This window comes from Streptococcus sp. UMB1203 (assembly GCF_030217725.1).
In the GTDB taxonomy this organism is placed as follows: domain Bacteria; phylum Bacillota; class Bacilli; order Lactobacillales; family Streptococcaceae; genus Streptococcus.
In genome coordinates, this window is sequence record NZ_JASOOK010000004.1 from 76,277 (window position 1) to 91,117 (window position 14,841).

Annotated in this window: 10 protein-coding genes; 1 reads left to right on the forward strand and 9 read right to left on the reverse strand. The window is 38.4% G+C overall.

The genetic code is table 11. The features are described from left to right. Positions 1 to 32 precede the first annotated feature (32 nt). The 8 genes from QP439_RS02095 to QP439_RS02130 form a co-directional block, all read right to left on the reverse strand. On the reverse strand, positions 33 to 3,800 hold the full coding sequence (locus QP439_RS02095; protein WP_285387401.1) for a pneumococcal-type histidine triad protein: 3,768 nt from the start codon (positions 3,798 to 3,800) through the stop codon (positions 33 to 35). Between the two features lie 211 nt (positions 3,801 to 4,011). Then, positions 4,012 to 7,134: a pneumococcal-type histidine triad protein gene (locus tag QP439_RS02100; protein WP_285387403.1), complete on the reverse strand. Its 3,123-nt coding sequence runs from the start codon at positions 7,132 to 7,134 to the stop codon at positions 4,012 to 4,014. A 7-nt stretch (positions 7,135 to 7,141) separates the two neighbouring features. Further along, positions 7,142 to 8,059, reverse strand: a complete 918-nt coding sequence (adcAII, locus tag QP439_RS02105; RefSeq protein WP_285387405.1) for a zinc-binding lipoprotein AdcAII — start codon at positions 8,057 to 8,059, stop codon at positions 7,142 to 7,144. A 295-nt stretch (positions 8,060 to 8,354) separates the two neighbouring features. Further along, a complete protein-coding gene (locus QP439_RS02110; protein ID WP_285387406.1) occupies positions 8,355 to 9,746 on the reverse strand; it encodes an APC family permease in 1,392 nt (463 codons plus the stop codon). A 124-nt stretch (positions 9,747 to 9,870) separates the two neighbouring features. Then, the gene (gene sdbB / locus QP439_RS02115; RefSeq protein ID WP_261032891.1) at positions 9,871 to 10,437 is read right to left on the reverse strand and encodes a thiol-disulfide oxidoreductase-associated lipoprotein SdbB; all 567 of its coding nucleotides are present in this window, start codon (positions 10,435 to 10,437) and stop codon (positions 9,871 to 9,873) included. An 11-nt stretch (positions 10,438 to 10,448) separates the two neighbouring features. Further along, positions 10,449 to 11,156, reverse strand: coding sequence for a thiol-disulfide oxidoreductase-associated membrane protein CcdA2 (gene ccdA2 / locus QP439_RS02120; protein WP_285387407.1), 708 nt, complete (start codon positions 11,154 to 11,156; stop codon positions 10,449 to 10,451). Positions 11,157 to 11,368: 212 nt separating this feature from the next. Further along, entirely contained in the window at positions 11,369 to 11,644 is a 276-nt protein-coding gene (hbs, locus tag QP439_RS02125; protein ID WP_001284640.1) for a non-specific DNA-binding protein Hbs, read from the reverse strand. Between the two features lie 107 nt (positions 11,645 to 11,751). Beyond that, positions 11,752 to 12,591: a DegV family protein gene (locus QP439_RS02130; protein WP_084927289.1), complete on the reverse strand. Its 840-nt coding sequence runs from the start codon at positions 12,589 to 12,591 to the stop codon at positions 11,752 to 11,754. Between the two features lie 140 nt (positions 12,592 to 12,731). Between QP439_RS02130 and QP439_RS02135 the strand changes: the two genes are divergently transcribed. After that, positions 12,732 to 13,580 (forward strand): YitT family protein, encoded by an 849-nt coding sequence (locus tag QP439_RS02135; protein ID WP_049501768.1) that lies wholly within the window; start codon positions 12,732 to 12,734, stop codon positions 13,578 to 13,580. Positions 13,581 to 13,666: 86 nt separating this feature from the next. Here QP439_RS02135 and QP439_RS02140 read toward each other — a convergent pair whose 3' ends face one another. Then, a complete protein-coding gene (locus tag QP439_RS02140) occupies positions 13,667 to 14,584 on the reverse strand; it encodes a bifunctional riboflavin kinase/FAD synthetase (RefSeq protein ID WP_223330456.1) in 918 nt (305 codons plus the stop codon). Positions 14,585 to 14,841 lie beyond the last annotated feature (257 nt).

Sequence of the window (14,841 nt, forward strand, 5' to 3'; positions counted from 1 at the left end):
GACGAGGTAGCTTAGCTACTTCGCCTTTCTTTTTATTCTGCTGGTTTTTCTTGATTTCCAGTACTTGTTGTAGATTCTGTTGTTTCCTTTTCTGAAGCTGGTTCAGCAGGTTTAGAATCTGTTGTATTGCTTGGTTTGTTTTCGTCCCTTGCAGTTTCACTGTTAGATTCTGCAGCCACTGATGTTTCAGTTTCGGAACTTGTGTTCTCACCATTTGACTCGGCATTTGTCGCTGGAGTTGCTTCTTCACTTGAGCTTGATTTTGACTTGATTTCTTGATTCAAGACTAGAATAGCTTTTGTCAATTCAAGTAAAGCAGCTTTATCTTTACTCTTAGCAGAAAGTTGATCTAGTAAAGCATCTACCTTATCAAAGTCCGCATCAGAACCCTTGTTGTTTTCTAAATAAGAGTGAAGCGACATGAGAATATCGTAGAGTTTTTGATAGAGTACTAGTGTCTGAGGGTCTTGCTCAGCATTTTCCTTTTCTTGTTGAAGGGCGCTAGCGATACGAGTCAAGACATCTTTTACCTGACTGTTTACTTCATCCAAGTCCGCATCAGCCTTGTTTGTGGCAGCTTTGAGATTTTCTACTTCTTCTGCCAAGGATTGTCTGATTCCTTCTTCTTGGATTTGTTCTAAGAGTTGATTTGCCTTGCTCAAGAGGCTTTCTACTTCTTCCTTGCTAACATGATTGACATGTTCTTCAGGCATAAAGTCTCCGTACAATTCTTTCAAGAAGCCATAAATAGCTGTCTTGGCAGTTTGGTTATCAACTTTTTCAGTATCTAGAACTGTCTGAGTCGATTTAGCAGTAGTTGGTTGAGCTTTCAAAGCTTCTTCCACTTCTTGTTTTGCCTGATAGATGCTTGGGAATAGTCTGTTCAATTCTGCTGCCTTAAGGAAAGATTGAGATTGATACAAGGTCCAAGTCAACTGAGCTACTTTGTTCCGAAGTTCATCATTTAAACGACCGTCATTTACGTGTTCGTAGAAATACTTGATGTATTCCACTGTTGTAACACCTGTTCGGTCATTAAAGTCTTGAAGAGCTTGAAGTTGTGATTCAACCGCTGCTAAACCAGCCTCATCTTTAGCCAACTTAGCTTCTTGGAGTCGAACGAGAAGGTCTTTCTTAGGAAGCCCATAAGAATCTGTATCCAGTGTATTGATTTTATCAATCAAGGCTTGATATTTCTTATCTAGAGCACTTGTTTCAACAGGTTTGACACTTTCATCAATATGGATATATTGCTTATCAAAGAGATCAAGTGTCGCAAGATAACCCGCTGTAGAGTTAGTTGCCAGTTTCTTCATGTTTTCAGTAAACTGACCTAAAGCTAACTCAATCTGTCTTTGTTCGATAGGCTTGTCTTTGTAGATGCTTCTACTATCAGCTAGAAGTTGATCTACTTTTGCCAAGACTGCCTTCTCATCAAAAGCTCCAGGTTGATAATTGGATTGCAGGGCTGGAATCTTGTTTTTCAAAGCCACTTCATAGCCCTTGGTTTGAACCTTGATGTAGTGATTATGATCTCCATGAGGAATCACAAAACTACCATTTTCTACCTGTAAACTATAAGGAGACACACCATCTCGCAAAGCAGTCGTGTAAAGTTCATTTAGGAAATCAAGTTCTGGATTTCCAGTTTGGAGTGGCAAACGAACATGTTCCTTACGAACAGCATAGGGATGGATATGAGTTGGATCGTAGGCTTGGTCTGGATTTCCAAAGACAAAGAATCCGTTTGAAATTCTAATCGCTTCAAGTGGAACTCCGTATGTTTTAGAAATATAAGCAATCTTTTCTTCATCGCTAGCATCTCTTGAGAAAGACTCTACCGTTTTAGCAAGAGGTTTTACAGGCTCCGCATCATGATGTGTTTTCAAATGATCCTGAGCTGCCTTAATTTGGTCTGCTGTCAAATCCTTCTTGAAGAAGTAATGATTGTGATCACCGTGACTCATAACAAAGCCTTGCTCATCTTCACTAATGACACGATTGGCATCAAAACCGTGATCGTGTTCCTCACCATGATGATGTCCATGATGATCTTCGTCGTGATCGTCATCATGAGCTGGACTTGGTGTTGTTGTATTTGCACCTTTCAAGTGGTCTTGCGCTGCCTTGATTTGATCAGCAGTCAAATCCTTCTTGAAGAAGTAATGATTGTGATCACCGTGACTCATAACAAAGCCTTGCTCATCTTCACTAATGACACGATTGGCATCAAAACCGTGATCGTGTTCCTCACCATGATGATGTCCATGATGATCTTCGTCGTGATCGTCATCATGAGCTGGACTTGGTGTTGTTGTATTTGCACCTTTCAAGTGGTCTTGCGCTGCCTTGATTTGATCAGCAGTCAAATCCTTCTTGAAGAAGTAATGACTGTGGTCGCCGTGACTCATGATAAATCCTGAACTATCTTCAGCAATAATCCGATTGGCATCAAAGCCATGACCATCTTCTTCATGTTCCTCATGTGAAACACCAGGATTGGCTGGAAGAGATGGCGAAGGTGTTACTAGACCATTGTTAGGAAGAGTCGGTTGCCCAATTGGGTTCGATTTCGGAATGTAATGGAAATGATCACCATGTCTTACGATATAAGCTGTAGCTGTTTCTTCAACGATATCTTTTGGATTAAAGATATAGCCATCAGATGTTGCAGAGATAGCCTTATTTGTAGTCAATGAGGCATGATTCAAAGTAGATGGACTACTTGAAAGACTGCCTAGACTAGACACTACTTCATGAGGTTTTTCATTTGTAGAAACCGTAGAACCAGTTCCACCGATAGGCACCATTCTGGCAATCTTTTCTTCTAAAGGAGAAAGTTTGCTGTAAGGAATAAAGTGATAATGGTCGCCATGCGGAATCGCAACTCCATTTGGCGTACGGCTGATAATCTTAGCAGGGTCAAAGACCAAACCATCTGATTCACTGTAACGTTGGTCACTAGGTGAATCATAGAGTTCTTTCAAAAGACTTTGGAGATTTTCAGCTTTGCTTTCTGTCTTGCTAGTTAATCCTTGTGCTACAGATTGCGTGTTATTGTCACTAGCTGCTGAAGAATAGCTTAACTGACTCGGTTGCGTATTTTTTCCAGCTAGATGAGCTTTTGCTGCTGCTAATTCACTAGCAGACAAATCACTTTTTGGAATGTAGTGATAGTGTCCTCCGTGAGGAACAATATAAGCGTCACCCGTATCTTCAATAATATCAGCTGGATTAAAGACATAACCATCATCTGTCGTATAGCGTCCCTGAGATCTTGCTACAGAAACATCAGAGCTAACTTTCTCATTATCTTTGACATGTTCTTGCTTTTGACGGTTGATTTCATCCTTAGTTCGAACATTATCAGCATGAGCTGCATCTTTCAGGTAGACATAATATTTTCCATCGACCTTGATGATATAACCACCCTTGACCTCATTGACAATATCTCCATCCTTAAGTTGGTAGTTTGGATCCTTCATCAAAAGTTCTTCACTAAAGAGAGCGTCATAAGGAACTTTCCCATTATAGTAATGATAGTGGTCACCGTGTGACGTCACATAGCCCTGATCTGTAATCTTAATAACAATTTGCTCGGCCTGAATTCCTTCTTTTTGGCTAACCTGGTCTGGTGTCAGGTTTTCGGTTTTCTGACTTGACTGGCTACCATCCACATAAGAGACACGATTGTTGTCCTTATTTTCCTGCGAGCGATGCTGATTTAGCGCATAAGCACATAGACTCAAGGACACGATAACAGCTGACCCAGCTGCTATATACTTTTTACTGAATTTCATAAATCCCTCGTTTCAATAAATGATGAAGCTATTTCGTAACTTCTTTTTATCGGTTAAATAGTTTTTTCTAAACCGGTTATTTAACCAATTAATTAACCAGTAAATAGTTTACCTTTTTTAAGTTTATCTGTCAAGATTTTTATATCATTTTAAAAAATAAAAGCCAGTATTGCTACTGACTCTTACATCATTTTGATTTATAGTATAAAGCTTATACTGCTGGTTTCGTCGTAACTGACTCACTACCTTTTAACAAAGCAAGCAATTTTTCTGCTTCTGCCATAATGCCATTATTATCCATGGTTTGGAGACTCAAATTATTTCGTAAACCAGCTAGACTCTCTGCCACATTGTCTTTCAAACTAGCATCGGTTACTGTATCAAGTAGAGCTTCTACTTCTTTGAGTTTGGCTTCTACTTTTTCAGTCTCTACTTGAGGAACTTTAGCCTCATCTGTAGTATCTTCAGCTTCTTCCTCTGTCTCTTCCGTATCAGTGCTTGGTTTATAAAGATTATCTGCTGAAGGATTTAAACCTGCGTGATTCTCTTTTTCATCAGATTCAGGGCGAGTTGTCTCACTTACTTCATCATGTTTCTTATCTTCATCAGTTTTACTGTCTTCTGGCTTATTTTTACGAACATGGTCACTGGCATTTCCCCAACCATTATCTGAGTGCGGACGTTCGCTTGGATGTTCTACATAGTATTTTACAGTCGCAAAGAGATCCTCTAAACTATAGCCTTTAGGTGCCTCATAAAGTCCTTCGTCAAACCACCCAAATTTAATGTTATGGTAATGGTCGTAATGAGGTATAATTAAGCTACCATTTTTAACTTCAACAGTATGTTGTAAATTGTAAGGAATTTGATCAAGTGGAACCTTCTTAGCAGCCTTAACTTTATTATAGATTGCTTCTACTCCTTTAACCTCAGTATTTCCTGAGCCCTGATTATCTGTTGAAGGAGGTGTCAAACCTTTCTCTTTAGCATAAGCTTGAGCTGCTACTCTTTCATCTTCAGACAAACTTTCTTTCTTAATCCAATGACTATGGGTCATATGTGGAGTGACATAAGCATCTCCCTCATCACTGGTAATATCACGAGTGTCAAATATATAGCCATCTTCTGTTGTATACTTACCTGCTAATTTCGCTAATTTAATTTCATCGTCTGTATAAGCAATCTGAGAATTTGGTTTACCAAGACGTTCTGGGTGGGTAATTGGGGCTAGGAATGCCAATAAATCATCTACCAATTTTCCTTTATTAGTAGATTCATCATTCAAGCGCTCTGCTAATTTGTCTAAGGCTTGGAAATCAGAAGTACGTCCCTTATTTTCAGACAAGGCTTTATGAGCCTCGGTCAATAAATTATATGCTTTATCGTAGAATTCTTGGTCACGAGGTGCCACATTTTCTTTCTTCGCAACTAGTGCGTGTGTCTCTTGAGTTTTCTTAGACAAGAGATTTTCAATAGCGTCAATCTTATCCTTAGCCAGGTCTTTAGCTAGAACATAACGACTGACTCCCTTATCCTCGAAAATATAACCGTCGCCAACTTTTCTAACAACCTGGTTGACATCAAATTCTGTCGGTTTATTTTCCACTGGTGCTAGAGGTTTGGTAGTAGGGGCTGGCTTCAGAGGAGTAACACTTGGCAAGACACTGCCATTTTGACCCTTAACAGCTATCATACGAGCCAATTTTTCTTCCAGTGGTGACATTTGTGAATAAGGAATAAAGTGATAATGATCTCCGTGGGGCACTGCGACCCCATTAGCTGTACGTTTGATGATTTGTGCCGGATCAAAGACTAAGCCATCTGATTCAACATGACGTTCTGATAAAGGTTTGGCATACAATTCACTTAAAAGTGTTGAAATGTCTTCCCCTTGATTTTGATGATATGTTGGGGTAACAGTCAGATTTGGAGTCTCTGTCAAACTTGGTTGGGCTGGATTACCATTATCACTATTTGGTTTACTTGAGCTTGTAGCAGAATGAGAACCCTGTTTACCATTCCAATAAGCTTGGGCTGCAGCCAATTCTCCTGCTGACAAATCACTCTTAGGAATATAGTGGAAATGATTGCCGTGAGGTACAACAAAAGCGTCACCTGTATCTTCAATCACATCTGTCGGACTAAAGACATACCCATCATCCGTTGTATAGGCACCTCCAGTTCCTCGATTCGGTGCCTGCGTATTGAGATTAAAGTTTGGTTTAATGGTTGAACTTGGTGTTGAACTTGGTTTCTCAGAACTGCTTTGTTTCGGATTATCAGTATGACTTTGAATTGGCTGACCTCCAATTGGCAGATTTCGAGCCAATTTTTCTTCCAAAGCAGACATTTGTGAATAAGGAATGAAATGGAAATGATCTCCGTGAGGAACTGCCACACCATTTGCAGTACGTTTTGTAATCTGTGCTGGGTCAAATACTAATCCATCAGACTCCACATGACGTTGGCTAAGTGGCAAAGCGTACAATTCTTGAAGGAGACTAGCTAAATCCTCACTTTGACTTTCAGAATCTGTTGCAGGATTTTGAGGTGTCTCAGATTGACTCGTTCTCACACTAGATCTTGTTTCAGTTCTACTTGAACGATATTCAACCGTACTTAATTGGCCACCTTTTCCAGATAAGAAGGCTTGGGCAGCAGCTAATTCACTGGCAGACAAATCACTCTTCGGAATATAGTGGAAGTGATTGCCATGAGGAACGATATAGGCATCACCCGTGTCCTCAATGATATCAGATGCGTTAAAGATATAACCATCATCCGTTGTATAACGTCCTTGGGCTCTGGCAGCAACTACCGCCTGATCGTTAGAGCCACCCCCGTGATTACTGCTATGTTCCTGTTTCTGACGTTTAATCTCTTCTTTTGTCCGAATATTGTCCGCATGAGCTGCATCCTTAAGGTAAACATAGTATTTCCCGTCTACCTTAATCACATAGCCACCCTTGATTTCATTGACGATGTCTGAATCCTTCAACTGATAATTCGGATCTTTCATTAGCAGTTCTTCACTGATGATAGCATCATAAGGAACCTTGCCATTATAGTAATGATAATGATCTCCATGAGAGGTCACATAACCTTGATCCGTAATCTTGATAACAATTTGTTCGGCGTTGATTCCCTCTCTCTTACTAACTTCATCTGGTGTCAAGTTCTCTGCCTTTTGACCAGCTTGATCACCGTCTATATAAGCAACTCGATTAGAATCTTTCTTAACTTGACCAGCTTGGTACCGTCCAAGTTCATAGGAACAAACACTTAGGGCAAGAACTGCCACTGAACCTGCTACATATTTTTTATTGATTTTCATTCTTTCCTCACTTTAATTCTTCTGCTAGAACACTCATATTTTCTTCCAGATTTTCTAAATAAGTCTTATCATTTTGTGGGTCTGCCTCTAAAGGATTCAGAGTTTTAAGACCCACACCTGTTGATTTGACAAGAGTTTCAGCTACTTTGGAAGAAGCGTTACTTTCTGTAAAAATCGTTTTAACCTTATAGGTTTTAACAAATTCCTGAATTTCTGTTAGTTGTCTTGGACTTGGTTCTTGTTCAGGAGAGATACCTGCAATACCAAGTTGATTAAGTCCAAATCTCTTCGCTAGATAAGAAAAGGCTGTATGTTGTGTTACAAATGTTTTCTGAGTAGCTTTTTCAAATTTAGGCTGGAATTTCTTAGTCAATTCTTGAGCTTTTTTGATAAAGGCTTGCGCATTTTTCTGGTAAGTTTCTTTATGCTCACTATCCACCTCTGAAAGTTTATCAGCGATAATCTGAGCTTCTTCGCCAGCTTTTTCAGGATCTAGCCAAGTATGAGGGTCATAGAGTGTTTTTTCATCAACTCCATCCCCTGCTTCCACATCTTCTAGCCCAGGAACGCGGTCTAAAGTCATTCCTTCAGAAGCCTCTAAAACCTTAACTTTGGATTTTTTTAGATTGGGATCCAGACTTCCTGCCCAAGATTCAAGTGTATGCGAATGGTAAACAAAGACATCCGCGTCATAAATGGCTGCGATATCATTTGCCGAAGGTTCAAAGGAGTGAATCCCACTACTTGACTGAATCATCCGAACATCATTCAAGTCACCAGATACTTCCTTGACCATAGCGTAAATAGGGTAAAAACTGGTTACAATTTTCATCCCTTTTCCAGTCTGACTCTCCTTTTGGCCACAAGCAGCTAAGCACAAAAGGAAAACACTTAACAATACTAAAAATAAACTTTGTTTCTTCATAAACAACCCCTTAACTATTTAATTAACTGGTAAACATTCTACTCCTAAAAATTTAATCTGTCAAGATATTTTTAGAAAAAATTTGAAATTTCTTTCACATACAAAAATCTGCTGAGTTTCAACAACTCAACAGATTCTCACTTTATATACTCAATGAAAATCAAAGAGCAAATTAGGAAGCTAGCCGCAGGCTGCTCAAAGCACGACTTTGAGGTTGCAGATAGAACTGACGAAGTCAGTCACATATATACGGCAAGGCGAAGCTGACGTGGTTTGAAGAGATTTTCGAAGAGTATTATTCTTCTATGGTAGAATGCTTATAACCATAAGAAAAGTAAATAAGACTTCCTATCAACAAAGCAACTAGGAAAGCAATCCAAGTTTCCAAATTATACTGCAACATAAAGGATAAACAAATGATGATTGATAAAATGGGTAACAGGGGTACCAATGGTGTTTTAAATTCCCCAGATTTGGGCATTCCTTTTTCTTTTCGTAATCGAATCAGGCCATATGCCAGCATGATTAAGTAGGCTAGGGTACAAATATTTAAGAAGGCTGCAATACTAGCTAGTGGGAACATTCCTGCTGCTACTGCTGAAGCTAAACCCGTCAAGATAGTAGCATTTTTGGGTACCTTGCTTGTTTTTGTTAATTCTTTAAAGGCGGAAGGCATTAACCCGTCACGAGCTAAACTGTAAATCATACGAGATAAAGCATAGGTCATCGAAATACAAACTGTAATCAAGGTCAAGATAGCCACTAATGACACATAGTTAGCTGCCCAACTAATCCCAACGCTACGAAGGGCAAAGGCAACGGCATCATCAACATTTAGATGACTATAGTGAACCACACCAGTCAAGACAAGCGTCACCAAGGCATAAAGAATGGTTACGATAGAAAGCGATAAGACAATCCCTCTAGGAATATTTTTTTGAGGAGTCTTGACCTCATCTACAGCCATAGAGATGGATTCGAACCCTAAAAATCCAAAGAACATTAAGGACGCACCAGCCATAATACCAGTACTAGCACCATAGATTTGTCCAAAACCATAAGGAGCAAAGTTGCTCCAATTATCAAGTTTGATATGCCAAATTCCTACTAAAACAAAAAGAGCTAAAGCCGAGAATTTAAGAATGACCAAAATTGAATTAAAGCGTAAGGCTGCCTTAGCATTTAGTAAAACAAGCGAGGTCACCAATACCAAGACAAGAATAGGCAATAAATCAATAAATGTTCCTGCTTGAGGATTAAAGGTACCATTTAAAGCCTGAGGAAGGGCTATCCCGTATTGAGAGAGCAAGCCTTTAAAATAAGCTGCCCAACCCGAAGCCACACCTGATATGGCTGTCATGAACTCCATCATGGTTAACCAGCCAGCCAACCAAGCTGGAAATTCTCCTAAGATAGCATAGAGATAACTGTAGGCACCACCTGTAGCAGGTACTCGTGAAGCGAATTCTGCAAAAAATAGTGCTGATAATCCCACACACAAGGCAGAAATAACGATTGAAATCACTAGCGCTGGACCAGCAAGTGTTGCAGCTGCAGTACCTGTGATTGTAAAGACACCTGTCCCTACCATGGCTCCGATTCCCAACAAAATCAAATCCCATAACTTCAAATGCCTGTGCATCTCCGTTTTATCCAAACTAACATTCTTTGTTCTAAATATATTCATCTTTGACTCCAAAATAAAATGATGATTCTATTTTACCATAAATATAGGACATTTGTGAATATTTATAAAATGTTTTTCTAAAAAAATCTGACTACATACTGTAATCAGATTTTCTTTATCAATTCTAGTTCATTTCTTTAAAGGCTGCTTCTGCATCCGCATTACTGATAACACCAAATTGAATCTTTCCAATCTTGCCTTGACTATCAATTAGGTATTCTGTAGGAATGCTTCGAATTTGATAAGCTTGGAATGTAGTTGCTTTGGTGTCATAAAGAACTGGGATATCCTTATAACCTTGATCTTGGAACCATTGTGGGAATTGCTCGACAGTTTTTTCACCTTGAATTCCTGGTGCAATGACACTAAGAATTTCAAAATCACGATCTGGTTTCGCTGCTAATTCCATCAACTCAGGCATACTTTTCTTACATGGACCACACCATGAAGCCCAAAACTTCAAGTAGACTTTTTTCCCCTTATAATCAGATAACTTAACTTCTTTACCATCCATAGATTGCAAGGTGAAGTCTGGCGCATCTTTTCCAACAGCAATTTGTTGTACAGTCGTTTGTTGCTGTTGTTTTGGGGATTGTTGTGGAGCTTGAGTCTTTTTAGTCTCTTCCTCACCACAGGCTATCAATACGACTAATGACAAGAGGCTTAAGCCAGCAAACATTACTTTTTTCATCTTTTTCTCCTTTATTCAAAAATTCCAGCTAGAACATTTACTTGTCCTAATAGTAACAAAATTCCCATTAAAATAATGAGGAAACCACCAATTTTCTTCAGTAGTATCATATGACGTTTAATTTTACTAAAATAAGGCATTACTACACCTGAAGCTAGAGCCAAAAGCAAGAAAGGAATTGCCATCCCCAGAGTATAAATCAAGGTATAGATTGCACCTTGCCAAGCGCCATTTCCTCCAGAAGCCGCAAGCGCTAAAACAGAACTCAAAACAGGACCAATACAAGGCGTCCAACCAAAGCTAAAGGTAATACCGAGTAAAAAGGCCGACCAATAACGATTGGCTTCCGATTTCTTAAAAGTAAAGCTTTTTTGAACCTCTAATTTCTTAAAATGAAAAATTTCCATCTGGTGAAGGCCTAAAATGATAATAATTGTTCCCATGGTGTAACGAAACCAATTGGCATAGAGAATATTACCAAAGTAACCAGCACCGAAGCCTAAAATAAAGAAAATGAGTGAAATGCCTGCGATAAAGCAAAGAGTTCGAATCAAGCCGGACCACGCAACTTTTCTACCAAATAAAGAAAAGCTTTTTGCGCTTTCCTGATCATCCAGCAAAATTCCAGTATAAACAGGTAACAGAGGAAAAATGCAAGGGGAAAAGAAGGACAAAATCCCTGCTAAAAAAACGGAAATTGAAAATACTATCGTTTCCAATAAAAAACCAACTTTCTTAATAATTCTAATCCTATTTTACTATAATCAATTTTATTTGTATGATTTCTGCTACGCAAATTGAATTAGCTTGTATTTGAAAGATTTTCCGGTACTAGTTCATTAAGATTCTGCCTCAAAAATGCCCCAAAACCAAAAGAAAAGCCTGTCACACAAGCTCAAATGCTTGATATGATAGGCTTTTTAAATTCAAATTATTTAACAGCGTCTTTAAGAGCTTTACCAGCTTTGAATGCTGGAACTTTAGAAGCTGCAATTTTGATTTCTTTACCAGTTTGTGGGTTGCGACCTTTACGTGCAGCACGCTCACGAACTTCAAAGTTACCAAAACCAATCAATTGAACTTTTTCACCAGCTGCAAGATACTCTGTTACTGCTGCGAATACAGCTTCAACTGCTGCTGCTGAGTCTTTCTTAGTCAATTCTGTAGCTTCTGCTACTTTAGCGATCAAATCTTGTTTGTTTGCCATGTTAACGATTCCTCCAATTTAATTTCTAATTAACAAATATAATCATATCCTAAAATCCCTTTTAGGTCAAGTTAAAAACACTATTTCTTCCCATTTTATTTATTTTTTTAGGAGTGGTAACGTACCAAAATAGCCCAAGCGTTCTCACCCGTGTGAGTTTGAATAATGGAACCCGTTTCCAAAACAGAAATTGGCTTTTCGACATAAGCTTGTAAACTTTCTTTCATCTCTTTTGCCCAATCAGCACTACCAGAATATGAAATTCCAATCTCTGCTACAGAACGTTCAGAGAGAGTTGCTATTAACTCATCTAACCATTTTTTAAAGGTTTTAGCTCCACGACCTTTAACAATTGGCTGCAATTCATGGTCTTTCATTTGCATAACAACACGTATATTGAGAAGTGAACTCAACAATCCAGTTACACGACCAATACGACCACCTTTTACCAAATTTTCCAAAGTTGAAACGCCAATATAGAGTTCTGTGTTGTTTTTAACTGCTTCTACACGAGTTAGAATTTCCTCCATATCTTTGCCTTCTTGAGCTAACTTCGCAGCCTCAACTACCTGGAATTTCAAGGCTTGATCAGTGAAGGAACTATCAATCACCGTCACGTCGGCAGTAGATAAACTAGCACCTTGGCGTGCTGCTTCTACAGTACCTGAAAGGGCATGAGACATATGAATAGCAAGAATCTGGCTACCATCCTTAGATAGTTCTTCAAACACTTCAGCAAAGACACCTACAGGTGGCTGGCTTGTCTTAGGAAGATTTTTAGCTTCTTGCATCAACTGAAGAAATTTACCTTCTTCTTTTAAATCAGCATCAGAATAAACAACATTATCAATCATTACAGATAGTGGAACAACAGTGATATCTAATTGTTTTACTAGTTCTGGTTCAATAGTAACAGATGAATCGGTTACAATCTTAATTTTTGTCATAGTTGCAATCTTTCTATTTTAGGATTCAGATTGGTTTTCTTACTCTTAATTATATCAAAAAAAGATTAAAAATCCTAATGGAGTCATTCAAATTTTCCTTAAAAATTTGATATAATCTACTTATAAGAAAAGAGGTTCCTATGATTAAAAAAATTTATCCCGTTTTAACCATTTTACTAGGTGCTGCTATTTATGCTTTTGGGCTGACTTATTTTGTAGTTCCCCATCATCTCTTTGAAGGAGGGGCGACAGGTATTACCCTCATCACCTTTTATCTTTTTAAAATCCCTGTTTCTCTCATGAACTTGCTGATTAATATTCCCCTTTTCATCCTGGCTTGGAAAATCTTTGGAGCCAAATCCCTCTATTCTAGTTTGCTCGGAACCTTAGCCTTGTCTGCCTGGTTGGCTTTTTTTGAGCGGATTCCCCTTCATATTGATCTTCAAGGTGATTTACTGATTACAGCCCTCATAGCGGGAATTCTATTGGGAATTGGGCTCGGAATTATCTTTAATGCTGGTGGGACAACTGGTGGAACTGATATTGTAGCTCGTATTCTCAATAAATACACTCATATATCTATGGGGAAACTGCTCTTTATCTTAGATTTTTGTATTCTCATGCTCATTCTCCTCATCTTCAAGGATTTGAGATTGGTTTCCTACACGCTCTTATTTGATTTTATCGTTTCTCGTGTTATCGATTTGATTGGCGAAGGCGGCTATGCCGGCAAAGGATTTATGATTATCACAAAACGTCCTGATCAACTTGCTAAGGCGATTAATGATGACCTAGGAAGAGGTGTTACTTTTATCTCAGGTCAAGGTTACTATAGTAAAGAAGATTTAAAAATCATCTACTGTATTGTTGGAAGAAATGAAATTGTGAAAATGAAGGAAATGATTCATCGAATCGATCCTCAAGCCTTTATCACGATCACAGAAGCCCACGAAATACTTGGAGAAGGATTTACCTTTGAAAAAGAATAAAAGAGGTCTTGTAGTGACCTCAAAAGTTAGACTAAATCTTCTATCTTTTGGGGTACAGACAACCTCTTTTTTGTTTACTCAATTTCTTAAGACCAATTCCGAGCTAGTTCTTCATCAGCCTCTAACTGATCCACTAATTGGTCGACTGAGTCAAATTTGGTCATATCTCGAATGCGATCAAGCCAATAAACCATAACTGTTTCACCATAAATATCTTGATTAAAATCAAAAATGTTGACTTCAAAACGTGCTTCTTCTCCGTCAAAGGTCACATTTTTTCCAACACTAGCCATAGCACGATACTTCTGTCTTTGAATCTCAACATCAACAACATAAACACCATCTGCTGGCATATAAGTACGGTCTAAAAGCACCAAATTAGCAGTTGGATAACCAATCGTACGACCACGAGCGTTACCATGAACCACCATCCCTCTGGATGGAAGCGGTGCCCCCAAAAGTTCTCCTGCTTCTTTCACATTGCCATCTAAAATAGCTTGACGGATACGAGTTGAACTAATCTTTCCTTTCTCATCTTCTACAGGTGGGACAATGATAACTTCTCCATCAAAGTAATTCTTTAAATCTTCTGCCGTTTTTTTGTCAGAACCAAATGTATAATCAAAACCTGCAACAATAATTTTGGCATTCATAGCCTTGATATAAGTCGCAAAAAATTCTTCTGCTGTGAGACTAGCAAATTGACTACTAAAATCAAGGAGATATAATTCTTCAACACCTTCTCGTTTTAATTTCCTCTCACGTTCAGCAGGGTTCAAAATATGTAAAAATAGGTCAGGATGATAAGGCTCTAAAGCAATCTTTGGAGATTCATTAAAGGTCATAACCACGATAGGCAATAAATCCTTTCTCGCAGCCTTATTGGCAACACGAAATAGTTCTTGATGTCCCTTATGTATACCATCAAAATAGCCGAGAACAACGACCGAATCGGATGGTGTGCCAATATCTTTTTGATTTTTTATAGGAATAGTAATAATCATAAAATAATTATATCATAGTGATAGCTATTTCTGAATCAGAAAATCTGAAATGTCGTTTTTTTAAGCTGAAGTGTAGCATTTTAGAAGAATTTTGTTTTTAAAATCAACATAACGTACAAGAGATTGACGTAAGAATCTTGAAATCAGAAAAACGCATCACATCAACCCTTAAAACTTGATATAATGGCTCTTTGTCAACTGTAGTGGGTTGAATAAAAGCTAAAACCGAGAAAGGACAAATTTCGTCCTTTCTTTTT